This window comes from Rathayibacter sp. YIM 133350, assembly GCF_037404875.1.
Lineage (GTDB): Bacteria > Actinomycetota > Actinomycetes > Actinomycetales > Microbacteriaceae > Orlajensenia.
Genome location: NZ_JBBELO010000033.1, coordinates 293,054 through 311,169, shown reverse-complemented (window position 1 = coordinate 311,169; position 18,116 = coordinate 293,054). Strand labels below are relative to the sequence as shown.

Sequence of the window (18,116 nt, the reverse complement as noted above, 5' to 3'; positions counted from 1 at the left end):
TATCTCAGGCGCCGAGTTCTTCGTCTTCCTCCGTCGGCGCCTCCTCACGCTGTACGAAGGAGCCCTGCAGCGATTCCTCTTCATCCTCCTCGGTCGCCTGGGCGCGCTGCACCGAGGCGCCGGCATCCGCACCGGCCGAGTCGCGCTGCACAGGTGCCGCGGACGCTGCCGCCGGCGCCGCGGCGCTCATGACCCGGGTGGCGTTCTCCGCGGCCGCCCTCTCGTACCGATCACCCGGATTGCTCACGCTCACTCCCGAGGCGGTCGGCGTGCCGTCGACCGGTCCGGAGCGCTGCTGGATGACGTGGGTCAGTTCGTGCGCGAGGGTCGTGCGGCCCGCATCCGACGAGGGGTCGAAGGCATCGCGCTGGAACACGACGTTGGTGCCGACCGTATAGGCGTGAGCGCCCACCGACCGCGCCGACTCGTGGGCGTCGGACCCCGTGTGCACCCGCACGTCGGAGAAGTCGGCGCCCAGCCGGCCTTCCATGTCGGCCCGCACGTCGGCCTGCAGCGGCGTACCGCCGCCGGAATTCACGACGTCGAGCACCGGCGACCGCTGCTGTTCGACGAGGTCGCTCACCGCCTCGTTGCCGGCATCCCGCTGCAACTGCAGCAGGCCGCTGCGGCCGAGCACGTCGGGCCGGTGCTCGGCCACGCCGGCGAGACCGGCCTGTTCGGGCCCGGCTCCCTCTTTACCGCGACGGCCGACCTCGAGGTCGAGTCCGTCGAAATCGTGCGTGTGCATGACGCACCTCCATTTCCTGCTTCACGACGCATTGCTTCACGACACCTTCCGCCGTTGAACCATTTCGTCGCCGTTGAGCCGCTACAGGCGGATCAACGGGCACCAAATAGTTCAACGGCGAAGAAGAAAGGTGGGGGCCCGACGGCGGGGCCGGATGGCGGCTCACGCGGACACCTCCTGCCAGAAGGCGCCGAATTCGCGCTCCACCACGAGCCGGCCGAGCTTGCGGTATTCGCGCTCGACCGCGAGCACGAGGTGCAGCATCCGTACGACGGCACCGTCGGCGGCAGCGAGGTACGCGGCCGTGACCGCGGCAGAACGGATGCCGCCCCCGGCGAGCTCGAACGAGCGGCCGAGGAACTCGAGGTCCACGTCGGGAGCGCGCTCGAGCGCGCGACCCAGGCAGCGGTCCCACAGCGCGCTGCGGTGCTCCGCATCGGGCATGGGGAAGTCGACGATGACGTCGAGACGGCGGGTGAAGGCCTCGTCGATGTTGGCGCGAAGGTTGGTGGCGAGGATCGCGAGCCCGTCGAAGGTCTCCATCCGCTGCAGCAGGAACGCGCTCTCGACGTTGGCGTAGCGGTCGTGGGAGTCCTTGACCTCGCTGCGCTTGCCGAACACCGCATCCGCCTCATCGAACAGCAGCACCGCGTTCGTTCCCGCGGCCGCCGTGAAGATGCGGTCGAGGTTCTTCTCGGTCTCGCCGATGTACTTGTCGACCACCGTGGAGAGGTCGACCACGTAGAGGTCGAGTCCGAGTTCGCCGGCCACGACCTCTGCCGACATCGTCTTGCCCGTCCCGGAGTCGCCCGCGAACAGCGCCACGACACCGTGCCCACGCCCTCCGCCCGGCCGCATGCCCCAGTCTCCGAGCACCCGCTCGCGGTGCCGCGCGCGCAACTCGATCTCGTGCAGCGCGTTCATCGTGGCCGGGGGCAGCACGAGGTCGCGCCATCCGACGGCCGGGCTCACCCGGCGCGCCAGCCGGTCGAGGGCCGATCCGTTCTCGGCGCGCGCGCCCGCCGCGAGATGCTCGGGAGTGATCACGCCGCTCGGCGTCAGCGCGGCCTGGCTGAGCGCCGTGGATGCCGCCCGCTGCACCTGCTCGGGTCGCAGCCGGAACTGGGCGGTCGTCGCCGCGACGTCGATGCCACCGGCGGTGCCGCCGAGCGCCTGCAGCCACAGCTCGCCGCGTTCCTCACTCGTGCTCGCTCGCACCTCATCCATGGCGGGGAGGGTGCCCGACCAGCCTGGATCCCACATCGACTCACCGATGAGGATGGTGGGCTGCGGGCTCGCGTCAAGGGCCTCCAGCAGGCTCGGACGCACGTCACGACCGACCGGAGAGGCGATGAGCCCGCAGCGCCGCAGCCGCGCCTCCCGCGCGGCGAGACGGGCGAGTGTCGCGGAGTCCTCGTCGGATCCGAGTCGGGACAGGTCGACGTGCAGGGCATCCAGTCCGCTCGCGCGCAGGGCGCGCACGGCGACCGCCTGCCCCGAACCGGTCGCCGATTCGCGCAGGTACAGCAGACGGATGCCGGCGGCCAAGGCTCGCGCGACGCTGCGTTCATCTCCCCAGGCCACGGCGGCGGGGTTTCGCAGCACGCCGTCGAGAGCGCGGTCGGCGGAGTCGTCGCCGAGCAGGTGGCCCACCACCCGATCGGGCGCGCGCACCGCCCGGCTCGGAAGCGGCCTGTCGAGGTCTTCGACGATGAGCAGTCCGCGTGACACGAGCGGCCCGTCGACCAGGCGCGCCCGGTCGGCCGGCGAGGTCAGCGGCACCCCGCACAGCTCCATGGCGACGACAACAGAGGGGCGGCGCCTGCCCACGTCGTCGTTGAGGTAGCCGAAGAACCGCTCGAACCTGGCGTCGAGGTCGGCGGCGAGCGCCACGACGAGAAGGTCGATGTCGAGGGCGTTGAGCCCGAACGTCGTCGTGAGCTCCCGCAGGCGCAGCCGGTGCCCGGCGGCCTCGGCCATGTCGGCCCCCTGCTCGCAGGCGGCGAGCCGCGCCGACGCATCCGACCAGTCGTGAATCGGCGGCACCTCGGCGAGCAGCCGGTCGATCATCTCATCGCTGAGATACAGACCGCGGAACGGGTCATCGGGCTGCGGGTCCACGCTGCGACGGGCTGCGACGAGACGACGGATGCGGTCCTCGATCACGCCGAGACGGCCGAGCAGGTGGGTCACGCTGGGGTCGGCGATCATGTCAGCGTCCTCGGCTGCGGGCCGGGGCCTCTGCCGGCTTCTTCGGCGAGCGCCACGAGCGGGATTCGCTCACGTCGAGCCCGATCCATTCGAAGTTGCCCTTGAGCCCGACGGTCACGGGCGGTCCGACCCGGTAGACGACGCCCGTCGAGATGGGGGCGGTGACGACCACGTCGAGCGACGGCTTCAGCTCGCCGCCGAGCGATGACCAGACGTCGGCGAAGGCGCGGTCCTCGGGCGGCGGCAGCGCCACCGAGATCCAGGCCGGAAGGCCGGTCTCGGCGATGGTGTCGACCACGAAGGCCTCGGGGATGGCGTCGAAGCGCAGGAAGCAGCGCATGAGGGCGTCGAGCAGGCGGTGCTCGTCGTCGGGGCGTTGGGTCCACGCGGTGACCAGATAGCTGAGCTTGAAGTACCGGGGAGGAGGCGTGCGCTCGGTCACGATGCCCTTCTCGTCGCGTCGTTCGAGAAAGCCCTGGGAGCGCCGCTTGGTGTCTTCACGGATGTCGTAGAGGAACAGGTTGACCGTCGGGGCGTTCCGCCGCGCGGCCCAGTCCTTGGTCGGCGCCTCGAGCGCGACGTCGATGTCCTTGCCGATGCCGGGCGCCTCGCGCACGAGCGATCGCATGGCATCGTCGATCTCGCCGATCATCCGCCTCTCCCCACGAGGTTGGGCGCCGAGGCCTGCCGCGGCACGACGAGCAGTGGATTGGCCGTCTCGATGTCACCGAAGAGTCCGTTGACGCTGTGCACGAACAGGAACCGTTCTCCGGGCGTCGCCCGGCGCAGCAGCAGCACCGGCCAGCGCGTCGCGGTCGCATCCGCCGGCACGGTGATCGGGATGGGGAACGTCACAGCCGCGCTGAACGATCCCTTGGCCGACCAGCCGAACCGCAATTGCTCACCGGGCGGCAGGTTCGTCGCGAATGCCGTGACCACGTCGCCCGGCTTGCCGATGCCCGGCGCGAGCACGATGGCGGGCTGCAGGACGGTGAAGCCCTCGCGGTCGGATGCGACCCAGGACAGCGGGAGGGCGAGGTCCGGCGGCTCCGCCCCAGGGCCGGGAGTCGGCGTCGGCGTGGGCGTGGGCGTGGGCGTCGGAACCCCGGCGGTGGGCGTCGGAGTGGGCGTCGGGGTCGGCGTCGGGGTCGGCGTCGGGGTCGGCGTCGGGGTCGGCGTCGGCTCGCAGAATTCCTCGCCCGGCGCGCAGTCAGCGGGGGGCGGCTCCTCTTCCACCGGGGGCGGGGGCGCGTAGAACAGTGCGGAGGCGCTCACGGTGAGGTCGCCGACCTGTGCGTCGCGCGGAGGTCCGGCCGCCGGAATGTCGAAGACCATCACCACCTGCTTCGACGCTCCCACCGCATCCAGCCCGGTGAGAACGCAGGTTCCCGCGGTGAAGGTGTCGCAGCCCGTCGTCGAGACGGGCGTGAGGAAGGCGGGCCAGGTGAAGTCCAACCCCACGCTCAGGTCGGGGAAGGTCGGGTCGTACCCGTCGTCGGCGGATGCCGTTCCGGGTGCATGGCTGATCGTCGTGGTGGCCACGAGCTGCTTGCCGCCGGTGTAGCCGGGGTTGTGATCGAGCACGAGGTCGACGGGGAAGGCGGCATCCTTCGAGGTGAACGGCTGGGCATCCGAACCCACCCAGGCCGTCGGCAGGTCGCCGGCATCGCCCGGCACGCCGTTGCGCAGAAAAGCCGCCGTCGCCGAGATGGCGCCCGTACCCACGCCCGCCGTCGCCATCGCGAAGGTCAGGGTGAGGGTCTTCTCCTGTCCGACGCTCTCCCACCCTTCGAGGGTGCAGACACCGTCGGTGAGGTCATCGCACCCGGTCACTGCAGCGGCGGGCAGGAACGCAGGCCAGGCCAGGGCCAAGCCCAGGAACGGCCGGTCGGCGCTCACCTTGAGCCCGTGGTCGTAGCGGACGGTGACCGTGGCGACCAGGTCGGGCCCTGTGGGCCAGCTCACGTCGCGGTCGAGGGCGACGTGCACCGTGAAGACGTCGCGGTCGACGACCAGTCGCTCGGCGGCGCTGTCGATCCACTCGAGCGGCATCGGATAGCTCGTGACCTCGGCGGGTACGACAGCGGCACGTGTCGCGGCGAGCATGCCGCCTCGGGCGCCGCCCCGCGCGAGCGAGATGATCGGGCCGGGCGGCGGCGTGATCGCGCCGCTGAACCCTTCGGCCCGCACCATGCCCTCGCCGACGGCATCGGCTGGCATGCCGAGCGTCATCGTGACCTCGCGCGGCGGGGCGCCGGCGGGGCCGAGAGCGCCGAGGGTGCACTGGGCGTCTGCGGCTCCCTGGGTCAGAATGTCGCAGCCGGCGATGCTCGGTGGCGGCAGGAAGGCAGGCCACGACAGCCGCAGCGTGACGACGGCGTCAGCGAAGTCGGCCGTGCCTGCCAGGTGGATGAGCTTCACGGTCGCGACGGATGCCGGCCCGCCCGGCCATCCGGTATTCGGCGACAGGGTGAGCTCCACATGGAAGGGGTGCAGTTCGACCACGAAGCGCTGGGCTCCCGAACCGAGCGTGGCAGTTCCCACCGACGCGCCCGTCACCGTATTGTCGGCGTGCAGGATGACGCCGCGTGAGGCCGCAGCGCTCACGTCGCCCGCGTACGGGGGCGCGAGGTCCACGTGGAAGGCCAGCGTGATCACGGTGCTCGATCCGGGCGCGGCAAGACCGGGCACCAGGCAGTCTCCGCCGTTCGGGATGTCGATGTTGAAGCCGCCCGAGGCGGGCACGAGCGCGTTCGCTCCGCCGTGCTGGGTCCAGCCCGCGCATCCCGTGACGTCGGTCACCTGGCCGCCCCTCAGCATGCCGGGCCAGCTCACCTGCACCGCGATCAGCGTGCCGGCGGCCAGGGTCGTGGCGAACAGCGGGTCGTGATGCACCGTGATGCGCGTCGTCATCGTTCCGCCTGAGGCCAGCTGGGGCGCCGAGTTCGAGACGTCGACGCTGAACGACGGGCCGGTCACTCCGGCGGCCGCCGGGCCGTCGGCGAGCGCAGCCGCCATACCTGCTCCGAGGGCGGTCACCCCGCCGAGCACGACGGCGATGGATGCCGCCGCGGCCACGATCGAGCGCACGAGTCTCACGATGCTCCTCTCGAACCTCTCCTCACTCTGCGTACGACGGATGCCGCTCGCGCCGCAGCGCGGGCACCCTTGCGGGCACCGGGCGCTTCCCTCTCGGGCAGCGGCCGGGCATCCGCTCGCGGGGTGAGGTCAGATCAGGCCCTCGCGCATGGCGTACGCGACGGCGTGCGAACGGTTGCGCAGCTGCAGGCGGGTCGTCACGTCGTGCAGCACGTTCTTCACCGTGCGTTCCGAATAGCAGAGCTTGGTGGCGATCTGGGCCGTGTCCCAGCCGTCGGCGACGAGCTTCAGCACCTCGACTTCACGCGCGGCCAGTCCGGTGAACGCGATTCCGCGCGGGTCGAGCACCGTGCGCTGCAGCCGCCCGACCTGGTCGAGCAAGCGCCCGAGCAGGTCTGGAGGAACGGTGCCCTCGCCCTCCGCGGCAGCGGCGATGACCGAGACGAGCCTGTCCGGTGTGGCATCCGTTCTGCGCACCAAGCCGACGACGCCGCTCTCGACGGCGCGAACGAGGTCTTTGTCGTCGAGCTGGGATGCGATCAGCACCACACGCGAGTCGCCGTTGCGCCGCAGGAAGCGCAGGGTGTTCAGGGCCTCGTCGTCGACGTGCTCGACGATGACGAGAACGACCTCTGGGGCATCCTCTTCGTCGGCAGCGACGATGCGCACCTCGGGACGCGGTCGAAGCTGGCTCGAGAGTCCGGCTTCGGAGATGGGATCACGTGCGTAGACGCGCACGGTTGTTCGGGTCATGATTCCTCCTGATGGGTGTGCCCACGTGGTCGGGTAGGGCAACACGAGCATTGTGAGGGGCTGCACTCTTCGCGCAGTAAACAAAGACTCAACGGGCAGAGATTCTGCACCCGCGATCGCGCGCTCGGTCAGGTCGGCAGCGCGCATCCGCTCCTACCGTTGCGACATGGCCACGGTTGCGCACCTCGATCCGATCACGCTGTCCGTCGTGCCCGGGGAACACGCCGTGTTCACCGCGAGCGTCACGAACGACTCCCTCATCGTGGAGTCCTACACCCTGACACCGGTCGGACCGGTTTCAGCATGGACCACGATCGATCCGGTCGAGCTCACGATCTACCCGGGCAAGACCGAGACGACGACCCTCACGGTGTCGCCGCCGCGCGCGGCGGAGGCCGTCACCGGCGACGTCGCGGTGGGGGTGCATGCGCAGCCGGCCGAGCAGCCGGACTTCGCCGCCTCGGCGGAAGCGACCCTGAGCATCCTGCCGTTCTCATCCGTCAACGCCGAGCTGATCCCCCGTCTCAGCCGGGGGCGAGGTCGCAAGCGCGTGCGGGTGGCCGTCGACAACCAGGGCAACACACCGCTCGTCGCGAGCATCGCCGGCACGAGTTCGGATGCCCTGGCCATCACCACCGCGACCCCCGACGTCGTGGTCGACCCCGGACACGCCGTGTTCGTCGACATCGACCTGGTCCCCCGGGCCCGGGTGTGGAAGGGCTCGGATGTCACGCATCCGTTCGGCATCACCGTCGTGCCCGAGGGTGAGCAGGCGCCGATCGAGCTGAACGGCAGCTACACGCAGCAGCGGGTCTTCCCGCGGTGGCTGTGGAAGGTGCTGCTGGCGCTGCTGCTGCTGCTCGCCGCGCTCGTGGCGCTGTGGTTCCTCGTGTTCAAGCCGGCCATCGAGGCGACGGCCAAGCAGGCGATCGACGGCCCTGTGGCCGACGCGAACCGGCGATCGGATGCGGCCGCCCAGCAGGCCGACAAGGCTGCGGCGAGCGCGAACGAGGCCAAAGCGGCCGTCGGTCAGCCCACCGAACCGGTGGCGCCGGTCGCGCCCGGTCCAACGGTGAGTACCGACAACGTCGACCTGCGCCTCACGGTGACGGTCGGGCCCGGCGCTACCGGCAAGAGCGCGAACTTCGCCATCCCTGCGAACTCCGTGCTGAAGATCACCGACGTCGTGATCAGCAATCCGCAGGGGGACTTCGGAAAGGTGACCCTGGAGAACCAGGACACCGTGGCTCCCATCTTCACGTCGGGCCTGGAGAACTTCCGCGACCTCGACTTCCACTTCGTCACGCCGATCGAGGTTCAGGCGGGCGACAATCTCTTCAGCCGGCTCACCTGCGCGGCCGTCGGCACCCCACCGCCCGGAACAGCGGCACCGACCACGTGCTCGAGCCAGGTGCTCGTCACCGGCGTCGTCGTGACGACCCACTGATCATGCCGACCGGGCCGGCACTGCGCGCGGGAGACATGGCGCTCTGCCCGCTGATGGACGGGCCGAAGCCCCACGTGGGCGGACCGATCACGCCCGCGGCGACCGTACCGACTGTGATGATCGGCGGGATGCCTGCTGCCGTGGCCAACGCCATGCCGGGCGGCATCGTGTGCGTCTCGCCGGCACCGAACGGCATCGCGATGGGAAGCATGACGGTGCTCATCGGGGGGTTTCCGGCCGCGCGGCTGGCCGACCTGAGCATGCACGGCTCACCGATCGTGCCGGGCCCGGGTTGCCCGACGGTCATCATCGGCGGCTGAGCGCCGGAGCACCGGCCGCGAAAGGCCCGGTCCCTGAGCCGGTCGAAGGGCCGGGAGCACACCTTACGACGCTTCGACAAGCACAGCGAACAGCGCACCGCGACAGGCCTCGAAAGGCCCGGTCCCTGAGCCTGTCGAAGGGCCGGGAGCACGCCTCACGACGCTTCGACAAGCTCAGCGAAAAGCGCCGCAACACGCCTCGAAAAGCCCGGTCCCTGAGCCCGTCGAAGGGCCGGGAGCACGCCTCACGACGCTTCGACCCCGGTCCCTGAGCCTGTCGAAGGGCCGGGAGCACACCTCACGACGCTTCGACAAGCTCAGCGAACAGCGCCGCAACACGCCTCGAAAAGCCCGGTCCCTGAGCCTGTCGAAGGGCCGGGAGCGCACCTCACGACGCTTCGACAGGCTCAGCGAACAGCGGCGAACGATAGACCCGGAGTCAGGCTTCCTCCGGCACGCGCAACGGCGGCAGCCGCCACGCCGCGAACGACGGACCCGCGCCGCCGAGCGCGACGCCGCCTGCCACCGGCTCAAGGGCGACGTCACCGTAGAGCCGCTTCGCCGCCGCGAGCCCGGGGAGGGTGGCATCCGTGACCGTGACACTGAACGGACCCCGGGCGGCGACGCACAGCACCGACTCCCCCACGCTCTCGCGCACGTACACGAGCGCGTCCTCCCCCACGTGCAACCAGCGCAGGCCGCCCGTGGCCAGTGCGGGATGCGCGTGCCGCAATGCGATGAGGTCGCGGTAGAGCGCGGTGCGTTCCGCCACCTCGGGCTGCTCGGAACGATCCCACGGAATCGGCGAGCGCGAGGCCTCGCCGTCTTCGCCGACCAGCCCGAACTCGTCGCCGGCGAACACGACCGGGATCCCCGGCAGCGTCACGGCCAGTCCCACGGCGACGGGAACAGTTCCCGGGCGCGCATGCGTCGCGAACCGGGCGGTGTCGTGCGTGTCCAGAGCGTTCATCGACCCGAGTCGCACCCGCCAAGGCAGCCCTGCGGTGAAACGGGTCTGCATCTGCACCAGGTCCTCCCCGGTGTACTGGGGGATGCCGCCGGTCGGCTGCCCGAAGAACCACGCGCCACGCGCCGGCTCGCTGAGCCATCCCCACACAGGCCGGGTGAAGGCGGGATACGTCATGGCGCCGTGCCAGGCGTCGCCCTGGAAGTCGCTCGCGGCGTCGTTCGTCGACTCGGCCAGCAGGATCGTCTCTCGATCGACTTCTTGCATGGTGCGCCGGATGAGCTGGCGCACCTCGGCGTTCAGGTCCTCGGCTCCGAGGCGGCCGGTCATGTTCGCCACGTCGATGCGCCAGCCGTCCAGCTCGAACGGCGGCTGCAGCCAGCGGCCGACGATGGACTCCGGGCCCTCGATGAACCGGCGTCGCAGCTCCCCCGACTTCCAGTTGAACTTGGGCAGGCTGGGCACGCCGAGCCAAGCGTTGTAGCGCTCGTTGTCGGCATCCTCGAAGTAGTAGAAGCCGCTCTCAGGGGCGTGCGGCTGCCGGAACGCCGACTCGAACCACTCGTGCCGATGCCCCGAATGATTGCTCGTGAGGTCTCCGATCACGCGGATGCCGCGGGCGTGCGCCGCCTGCACCAACCGCACGAGCGCCTCGTCTCCGCCGAGCAGCGGGTCGACGTGGGAGAAGCTCGCCGCGTCGTAACGGTGGTTCGAGGCGCCGGGGAAGATGGGCGTGAGGTAGATGAGCGTCACGCCCAGCTCATCGAGGTGATCGAGGTGGTCGAGGATGCCGTCGAGGTCTCCACCGTAGAACTGCTGCGAACGGCCGGGCGGAACGGCGTCGACCGGCTCGTGCCACTGCGCCGGAAGTGCCCAATCGGGCGCGGGCCAGACATCGGCCGAGGCGGAGCGCGCGAACCGATCGGGGAAGACCTGGTACATCACCGCATCGCCCAGCCAGGCCGGTGGCTCGTTGCCGGCGACGAGCGCGAAGTCCTCGGCGTCGAGCGTCTCGGTGCGATGCACCCCGGTCTGGTTCAGCCACTCGATCGTGCCATCGGCGTGCTCGAGCAGGAACCGGTAGCCGTGCCGTGGGTTGCGCACGACGGTCGAGCCCTGCCACCACTGCCACCCGTCGACCGAGCCCAGAGGCCGCGCCTCGTCCCAGTGCGGCTCGTGGTCGGGATTGGAACGGATGCGCACGGCTGCGAGCGGCCGGTAGCCCTCCGGAACGCGCAGCCGCACCGCCACCTCGTCGCCCAGCTGCGGCGTCAGCGTGGAGACGTGCAACGGCGAGCCGTCGTGGTGCGGGAGCGGGCCGACGGCCGCATCCGTGCTCACTTCACGCTGCCCGCGGTCATTCCGCTGACGATGTAGCGCTGCAGGAAGAGGAACAGCAGCATGACCGGCAGCGCGGCGAGCACGGCGCCGGCGGCGAAGACGCCCCAGTTCTTGGACTGGGCCTGCGACACGAAGGTGTAGAGACCGACCGCGAGGGTCTGCGAGTCGGGGTCGGTGAGCATGACCGAGGCGATGACGAACTCGCTCGTGGTTCCGATGAACGAGAGCAGGCCGACGACCGCGAGGATCGGCACGACCAGCGGAAGCACGATCGTGAAGAAGGTGCGGGCGTGGCCCGCGCCGTCGATCTTCGCCGCCTCGTCGATGGAGGTCGGGATGGTGTTGAAGAAGCCGTACATGAGGAAGGTGTTCACCCCGAGGGCGCCACCGAGGTAGATCATGATCAGGCCGATCTGCGTGCCCAGGCCGATGGCCGGGAACACGTCGGAGATCGAGACCATGAGCAGGAAGATCGCCACCACGGCCAGGAACTGCGGGAACATCTGCACGAGCAGCAGGGTGAGAAGGCCCACGCGCCGACCGGTGAACCGCATGCGGGAGAAGGCGTACGCCGCGAGAGCACCGAGGAAGACCGTCGCGAAGCCGGTCACGAGGCCGATGACGAGCGTGTTGAGGAACCACTTGGCGAACGGCAGGTCGGGGTTCGAGAGCAGGTCGACGTAGTTCTGCACATCGATGGATGCGAACAGGCGATTGGACCCGGTGAGGGTGCCCGTCGAGCTCAGCGAGACCGAGACAACGTAGAGCAGCGGGAAGATCGAGAACGCAACGGCGGCCAGGCCGATCACGTGGCGCCAGCCGACCTCGGCGAACCAGCGGCCCGGGCGCTGCCTGCGATGGGTGGGAATGGCGCGCTCGTCGTCATGGAGGCCGCGCCCACCACGGTTCGGAAGCACCTCATCCTCGATCGCGGCCTCGACCAGTGCGGGAGTGTTCGAGTCAGACATCAGTTCAGGTCCTCCAGTGCGCGGGTGCGCTTGAAGCTGATCGCCGAGACGACCGCAACGATGATGAAGATGAGGATGGCGAAGGCGCTCGCGAGGCCGTAGTCCCGCCCGCCGCCGCCACCGAAGGCCACCTTGTAGACGAGCGTGATGAGCAGGTCGGTGGAGCCGATGTCGAGCGTGGTGTCGGTGAACCGCGGCCATCCGCGGGTCAGCATGAAGATGACGTTGAAGTTGTTGAAGTTGAACGCGAACGACGCGATGAGCAGCGGCGCGACCGAGACGAACAGCAGCGGCAGCTTGACCGACCGGAAGGTGCGCCAGGCGCTCGCGCCGTCCATCTTCGCGGCCTCGACCACGTCGTCGGGCAGCGACTGCAGTGCACCCGTGCAGACGAGGAACATATAGGGGTATCCGAGCCACAGGTTCACGAGCAGCACGCTGAATCGTGCGAGCCACGGATCGGAGAGCCAGGGTATCTGCGCACCACCGAAGAAGACCTGGTTGATGAACCCGAACTCCGGATTCAGCAGGCCCGCCCAGACCAGGCCGCCGAGGAAGGCGGGGAACGCGTAGGGCAGGATCACGAGCACGCGGTAGAACTTCTTGCCCCGCACGTTCGGGTGGTTGAAGACGAGCGCGAGGAAGAGCCCGAGGGCGAAGGTGGAGAGCACCGAGAGGATCGCGAAAGCGAACGTCCAGATGACGACGCGGATGAGCGGGTCGCGGATCTGCTCATTGGTGAAGGCCTGCGCGAAGTTGTCGAACCCGATCCACACCCGCCAGCCCGGCGTCAGCGCCTCCCCGGCGTCGGAGCGGAACGTGCCGCGGCCGTCATCGGCGTATACGGTGCCGGTCTTCTCGTTCGTGAAGGTGTCGGCCTTCTGGTCGAACGCGAGGCTGCTCGTGAAGACGAAGGCCGACGAGCCGTCTGGGCTGCGGATGGTGCCGTCGTTCGGGTCGGATGAGATCGGCACCGACAGGGCGAGCACTTGGTCCTGGTAGCGAACGACCTGATTGAGGTTGAGGGTGTCCCAGCCGTCGATGCCCTTGGGGGCGCCGAGCCCGTTCAGCTCGCTGTCGACCTTCTTCAGGGGCGTGTCGTTCGTGCCGAACTCCACGTCGCCGTCGGGGTCGGCCACGAGCATGCCGAAGGTGTCGCCCTGCCGCACGATCGAGACCGTGTACTGCGGCGAGTCGGGAACACGCTCCTGCGAGGTGCGGATGATCTGCGCGACCGCATCCTCCTTGGAGCCGTTGTGCTGGTCGCCGTAGTTCGTGAAGGCGATGTAGCCGGTGTAGACAACGACGAAGATCTGGAAGACGGCGAGGAAGATGAGCCCCGGGGTGAGGTACTTCGCCGGCAGCAGCCCGCGCTTGAGGTAGATGACGTTGATGAGGATGGCGACCGCGGCCACCACGACGGCCGTCAGCCACTGCTCCTTGACGGCGAGCACGAAGAGGGCGAACACCACGGCCGCGTCGAGCAGGCCGAGTAGCACCACCTTGATCACGAGGGCGAGCATGCCGCCGCGGGATCCGCGGGGCGGCGGAGGCGCCGAGCCCTCGGCTCGGGCCCTCTTGGGAGCGGGCGCGAGCGCCGGCTTCTGCGTCACTTCGGTCATCTGCGGGTACCCCTCGTGGTGCTCGGAACGACGGAGAATGCGCGGGTGGGGCGTTTGCTGCCCCACCCGCGGCATCCGTCTAGCCGGCGATCTTCGCCTGGATGTTGGTCGCTGCCGTCGTCCACACCTGGGTGGGGTCGCCCTCGCCCTTGATGAGCTGCAGCTCGGCGTTACCCCAGTCGGCCCACACGGAGCCCATCTCGGGGATGGCCGGCATCGGAGCGCCGGTCAGGCCGATCGAACCGAAGGCCTTGATGTCGGCGTCTTCCTTCGCGGCCTTGTCGTAGGCGGCCTTCAGTGCCGGCGGGCGTCCGCCGACCTTGTAGAGGCTGGTCTGCGCGGCCTCGGTCGAGAGGTAGTTGACGATGAAGTTGGTGGCAGCCACCGCGTTCTTCGACTTGCTCGAGAGGAAGAAGCCGTTCACGCCGATGAAGGGGCGGGCAGGCTGGCCACCGGCGCTCGGAAGCGGGTCGATGGCGTATTGGATGCCTGCCGCCTTGATGTCCGGGATGTTCCACGGGCCCGTGAGGTAGTACGGCGACTGTCCGTCGATGAAGAACTGCTTGGCCTTATCGCCGTCGATGTTGGCGTTCAGGACGCCCGCGGCACCCCAGTCCTTCAGCGCTGCGGCGAACTTCTGCCCGGCCTCATCACCGAGAACGAGCTTGGAGGCGTCGTAGCTGCCGTCGGCGTTCTGCGCGAACACCTGCGAACCGAACGAGGTCTGCAGCGGGTAGAGGTGGTACGGGTCTCCCTGGTCGGGCGAGAGGCCGAGAAGGAAGGGGTACTTGTCGGGCTGACCGGCTGCCCACGCCTGGCCCTTGGCGAGCACGTCGCTGAAGTCGGCGGAAGCGTCGGGCACGAGGGCGGTGTTGCGCACGAGGGCGACGTTCTCGATCGAGTACGGCACGCCGTAGACCTTGCCGTCGTAGGTCATGGCCTGCACGGCGGACTCGGCGAACTCATCCTGCACCTTGCCGAGCTCGAGGGGAGCAACGACGCCGGCGGCCACGTAGGCGCCGAGCTTGTCGTGGGGGCTGACGATGATGTCGGGGCCCTTGCCGGTGGGAACCTGGCTGATGAAGTCCTGGTCGACCGTGGCGAAGTCCTTGACGACGAGCTTGACCTCGATGCCGGTGTCTTCCTTGAACGAGGCGGCGACCTCCTTGAGGGCCGGCGCACGCTCGGTGTCCACCCACAGCGTGATGGGCTGGCTCGAGCCCTTATCGGAGTCCTTGTCGCCGGAGTTCGACGATGAGCAGGCCGTGAGGCCGAGCGCACCGACCGCGACGACCGCGACAGCGGCCGCGATGCGACGTGAATTCACCTTCATCGGTGATTCCTTTCTGTGTGGCACCGCAGTGAGCCACGTGTGGAGCCCGTTCTCCGGCGCGCATGTGAATGCAAGCGGTTTCATGTATACCGGCAGAACGGTGTCGAGGCAAACCGGTGTTACCGAAGCGATATGGAGAGCGCGATCATCGGCGCGTGCAGTCGGTCGGCAGCCGGTTGTAAACGCTTGCACAGCTCAGATCGCGTAGGGTGTCGCTCATGAGTATCGAGACCACCCTCATCGCGCCCGCAAGCGCGTCGCGCGATCACTCGGACGCACGGCCGTCGGAGTGGTGGCGTTCGGCCGTCATCTACCAGATCTACCCCCGCTCCTTCGCCGATGCCGATGGCGACGGCATGGGCGACCTCTCGGGCATCACCGGCCGGCTGGACGCGCTCAGCGAGCTCGGCGTGGACGCCATCTGGCTCTCACCGTTCTTCACGTCGCCGCAGAAGGATGCGGGCTACGACGTGGCCGATTATTGCGACGTCGACCCGCGGTTCGGAACCCTCGCGGACTTCGACAGCATGCTGGCGCGCTCGCACGCGCTCGGCATCCGCGTGATCGTCGACCTCGTTCCCAACCACACCTCGAGTGAGCACGCCTGGTTCACGGCCGCTCTCGCAGCAGGGCCGGGCAGCGTCGAGCGCTCGCACTACATGTTCCGTGAGGGCCGCGGCGAGAACGGCGAGCTGCCCCCGAACAACTGGGAATCGGTGTTCGGCGGGCCGGCCTGGACCCGCATCACCGAAGCCGACGGCACGCCGGGCCAGTGGTACCTGCACCTGTTCGACAGCTCGCAGCCCGACCTGGATTGGAACGACGAGTGGGTGCGCGAGCAGTTCCGCGACATCCTGCGGTTCTGGCTGGATCGCGGCGTTGACGGCTTCCGTGTCGACGTGGCGCACGGCCTGATCAAGGCCGATGGACTGCCCGACTACACGCCCCCGGAGGCGGGAGGCAGCATGGGCGGTGCGGCCACGCCGCTCGAGCCCGGTGTCGCATCCGAGCACGAGGACCGGCCGCCCTACTGGGCGCAGGAGGGCGTGCACGAGATCTACCGCGACTGGCACCGCGTGCTCGCCGCCTACCCCGGAGATCGGGTGCTGTGCGCCGAGGCCTGGGTCGACCCGCTCTCGCAGCTGGCCAAGTGGGTGCGCCCCGATGAGATGCACCAGGCCTTCAACTTCGCCTACCTCGAGACGCCCTGGAAGGCCGCTCCCCTGCGCGAGGTCATCGACCGCTCGCTCGAGGCCTTCGCGACCGTCGGTGCGCCGAGCACGTGGGTGCTCTCGAACCACGACGTCGTGCGACACGCCTCCCGCCTGGCGCTGACGGCCGACAACCTGCAGGGACACGGCATCGGGCCCAACACCCCCGGCCTGCCCGACCCGGTGCTCGGCCTGCGACGCGCGCGAGCGGCCACGGCACTCATGCTCGCCCTGCCGGGCTCGGCCTACGTCTACCAGGGCGAGGAACTCGGACTGCCCGAGGCGATCGACCTGCCCGATGAGGCGCGCCAGGATCCGACCTGGTTCCGCACCCACGGTGAGCGCTACGGCCGCGACGGCTGCCGCGTGCCGCTGCCCTGGCAGACGGATGCGCCGTCGTTCGGCTTCGGCCCCTCCTCGGCGTCGTGGCTTCCGCAGCCCGCCATCTGGGCGCAGTACGCGCGGGACGCGCAGGAGGGCGACGCCGGCTCGACCCTCGAGCTCTACAAGCGGGCGCTTCTGGTTCGCCGGCAGGAGGGCCTGGGCGTCGGAACGCTCGAGTGGCTGGACGGCTTCGGCGAGAACGTGGTGGCCTTCCGCAACGGCGGCGTTCGAGTGATCGCCAACGTGAGCGGCGCATCCGTGCCGCTGCCTTCGGGAGAGGTGCTGCTCAGTTCGGCACCGCTGGAGGGCGACGAGGTGCCGGCCGACACGACGGTCTGGCTCGCCGAGTAGGGCGAACGAAGAACGCCTCCTTCCCATCGCCGGATGGGGAGGAGGCGTTCTTGCGTCAGGTCGGTCTCGACGCTCAGTTGGTGTTGGCGTACAGCCACACGAGCGGATCGGTCCACGGGCCGTTGATGCCGCCGAGACGGATCTCGAAGTGCAGGTGCGGACCGGTCGACATGCCGGTCGTGCCGACGGTTCCGATGATGTCGCCCACCTTGACCTGGTCGCCGACCTTGAAGCGCATGGAACCGTGCTGCATGTGCGCGTACACCGACGTGACCGTCTGGCCGTTGATCTGGTGGGTGATCATCATGTGCACGCCGAGGTCGCCGTCGCCGTCCTCCGCGAAGCTGACCACGCCGTCGGCGATGGCCTGGATGTCGGCGCCGAGCCCGGGGTTGAAGTCCTGACCGTGGTGGTCCTCCGAGCAGCCGGCGCAGTTGCGGTAGCCGAAGCGGTCGCCGATGTGCACGCCCACCATGAACGGCCACTGCACCGTGCCGTTGGGGTCGTTCGTGAAGGTGGCGGACTCGGGCCGGATGCCACTGGATGCGGCCACCTGGGCGAGCGACTCGGCACCGTAGCCGTCGCGCTGCACCGACGTCTCGCCGACGGCGTCGCTCACGTGAACCGATTGGGCCTCGCCCTTCGCGGTGACGTTCGTCACCGCGGCTGCGGCCTGAACGTCGGCAGGCGAGAGCAGGGCGTTGGCCGGAACCGAGGTGGCGATCGCGATGAGCGCGACGACGCCCATGACGAGGGTCGTGGCCAGGCCCTTCTTCGCCGAGTGGCGCGAGGGCTTCTTAGGAGCCGCCGTGACGACGGGAACGCTCTGCGTCGTGAGCTTGGCGCGAGTCGTGACGGCGTCGGAGTGCGCGGAGCGGCGTGCCTGTGCCGTCACCTCGTCGACCGGGTTGGTACGGGCCTCACGCCGCGAACGCGGCGGTGCCGGCGGAAGGTCGTCGCTGGTGAGATCGGCCGTGGTGCGACGCAGCGCCTCGCGGTTGCGTGCCCGACTGGTCGGCTGCTGCTCTTCGACCACGACGACGGGGTGCTCTTCGGTGGCGTGCACGGCGGGAGCGGCGGGCTCCACGACGACGAGCGTCTCATCCTCCACGGAGGCGGTGGGCGCGTCCTCGAGAGGTACGGCGACTCCGGCCGCGGGCGGCGCATCCGTCGTCGATGACGCCTCGTTGGCGGCCCTCTCCCGTTCGCGCAACTGCCGCCTGGTGAGTGCGGGCTCGCCGTCCCCAGACACAGCTGGGGCTAGGGAGTCATCGAGCACGCGTCTAAAACCTTCGGCACAGGGAACGTAGGGAACCGTCACCTGCCGGGGTAAGCGCGTAACGGATTGGTAAAGAGGCTAA

At 69.4% G+C, this 18,116-nt stretch carries 13 protein-coding genes; 3 read left to right on the top strand and 10 right to left on the bottom strand.

Features of this window, described 5'->3' with window-relative positions; all coding sequences use genetic code 11:
* Nucleotides 1-4: 4 nt before the first annotated feature.
* The 5 genes from WDJ51_RS11980 to WDJ51_RS11960 all read right to left on the bottom strand — a co-directional run bounded on the left by WDJ51_RS11980 (nucleotide 5) and on the right by WDJ51_RS11960 (nucleotide 6,811).
* On the bottom strand, nucleotides 5-748 hold the full coding sequence (locus WDJ51_RS11980; protein ID WP_337852683.1) for an eCIS core domain-containing protein: 744 nt from the start codon (nucleotides 746-748) through the stop codon (nucleotides 5-7).
* Between the two features lie 162 nt (nucleotides 749-910).
* A complete protein-coding gene (locus WDJ51_RS11975) occupies nucleotides 911-2,959 on the bottom strand; it encodes an ATP-binding protein (RefSeq protein ID WP_337852682.1) in 2,049 nt (682 codons plus the stop codon).
* Nucleotide 2,960: 1 nt separating this feature from the next.
* Nucleotides 2,961-3,611 carry a DUF4255 domain-containing protein gene (locus WDJ51_RS11970; RefSeq protein ID WP_337852681.1) on the bottom strand — a complete coding sequence of 217 codons (651 nt, stop codon included), beginning with the start codon at nucleotides 3,609-3,611 and terminating at the stop codon, nucleotides 2,961-2,963.
* Nucleotides 3,608-6,058, bottom strand: a complete 2,451-nt coding sequence (locus WDJ51_RS11965; protein ID WP_337852680.1) for a hypothetical protein — start codon at nucleotides 6,056-6,058, stop codon at nucleotides 3,608-3,610. The genes WDJ51_RS11970 and WDJ51_RS11965 overlap by 4 nt, the downstream gene beginning before the upstream one ends.
* A gap of 129 nt (nucleotides 6,059-6,187) precedes the next feature.
* On the bottom strand, nucleotides 6,188-6,811 hold the full coding sequence (locus tag WDJ51_RS11960) for a response regulator transcription factor (protein ID WP_337852679.1): 624 nt from the start codon (nucleotides 6,809-6,811) through the stop codon (nucleotides 6,188-6,190).
* Between the two features lie 166 nt (nucleotides 6,812-6,977).
* Between WDJ51_RS11960 and WDJ51_RS11955 the strand changes: the two genes are divergently transcribed.
* Together WDJ51_RS11955 and WDJ51_RS11950 are read left to right on the top strand one after the other, a co-directional pair.
* Nucleotides 6,978-8,258, top strand: coding sequence for a COG1470 family protein (locus tag WDJ51_RS11955; RefSeq protein ID WP_337852678.1), 1,281 nt, complete (start codon nucleotides 6,978-6,980; stop codon nucleotides 8,256-8,258).
* Between the two features lie 2 nt (nucleotides 8,259-8,260).
* Nucleotides 8,261-8,578, top strand: coding sequence for a PAAR domain-containing protein (locus tag WDJ51_RS11950; RefSeq protein WP_337852677.1), 318 nt, complete (start codon nucleotides 8,261-8,263; stop codon nucleotides 8,576-8,578).
* 439 nt (nucleotides 8,579-9,017) lie between these two features.
* On the opposite strand, the gene WDJ51_RS11945 is transcribed toward WDJ51_RS11950, so the two are convergent.
* The 4 genes from WDJ51_RS11945 to WDJ51_RS11930 form a co-directional block, all read right to left on the bottom strand.
* Nucleotides 9,018-10,886, bottom strand: a complete 1,869-nt coding sequence (locus tag WDJ51_RS11945) for an alpha-amylase family glycosyl hydrolase (RefSeq protein ID WP_337852676.1) — start codon at nucleotides 10,884-10,886, stop codon at nucleotides 9,018-9,020.
* Entirely contained in the window at nucleotides 10,883-11,854 is a 972-nt protein-coding gene (locus tag WDJ51_RS11940; protein ID WP_337852675.1) for a sugar ABC transporter permease, read from the bottom strand. The genes WDJ51_RS11945 and WDJ51_RS11940 overlap by 4 nt, the downstream gene beginning before the upstream one ends.
* A complete protein-coding gene (locus WDJ51_RS11935) occupies nucleotides 11,854-13,476 on the bottom strand; it encodes an ABC transporter permease subunit (RefSeq protein ID WP_337852674.1) in 1,623 nt (540 codons plus the stop codon). Before WDJ51_RS11935 ends, WDJ51_RS11940 begins: the two co-directional genes overlap by 1 nt.
* Nucleotides 13,477-13,555: 79 nt before the next feature.
* Nucleotides 13,556-14,809, bottom strand: a complete 1,254-nt coding sequence (locus WDJ51_RS11930) for a sugar ABC transporter substrate-binding protein (RefSeq protein ID WP_337852673.1) — start codon at nucleotides 14,807-14,809, stop codon at nucleotides 13,556-13,558.
* Nucleotides 14,810-15,027: 218 nt separating this feature from the next.
* Here WDJ51_RS11930 and WDJ51_RS11925 point away from each other — a divergent pair, with 218 nt between their 5' ends.
* Complete coding sequence (locus WDJ51_RS11925; protein ID WP_337852672.1) at nucleotides 15,028-16,755, top strand: glycoside hydrolase family 13 protein; 1,728 nt, start codon at nucleotides 15,028-15,030, stop codon at nucleotides 16,753-16,755.
* Between the two features lie 73 nt (nucleotides 16,756-16,828).
* On the opposite strand, the gene WDJ51_RS11920 is transcribed toward WDJ51_RS11925, so the two are convergent.
* Nucleotides 16,829-18,007 (bottom strand): M23 family metallopeptidase, encoded by a 1,179-nt coding sequence (locus WDJ51_RS11920; protein WP_337852671.1) that lies wholly within the window; start codon nucleotides 18,005-18,007, stop codon nucleotides 16,829-16,831.
* Nucleotides 18,008-18,116: the final 109 nt, after the last annotated feature.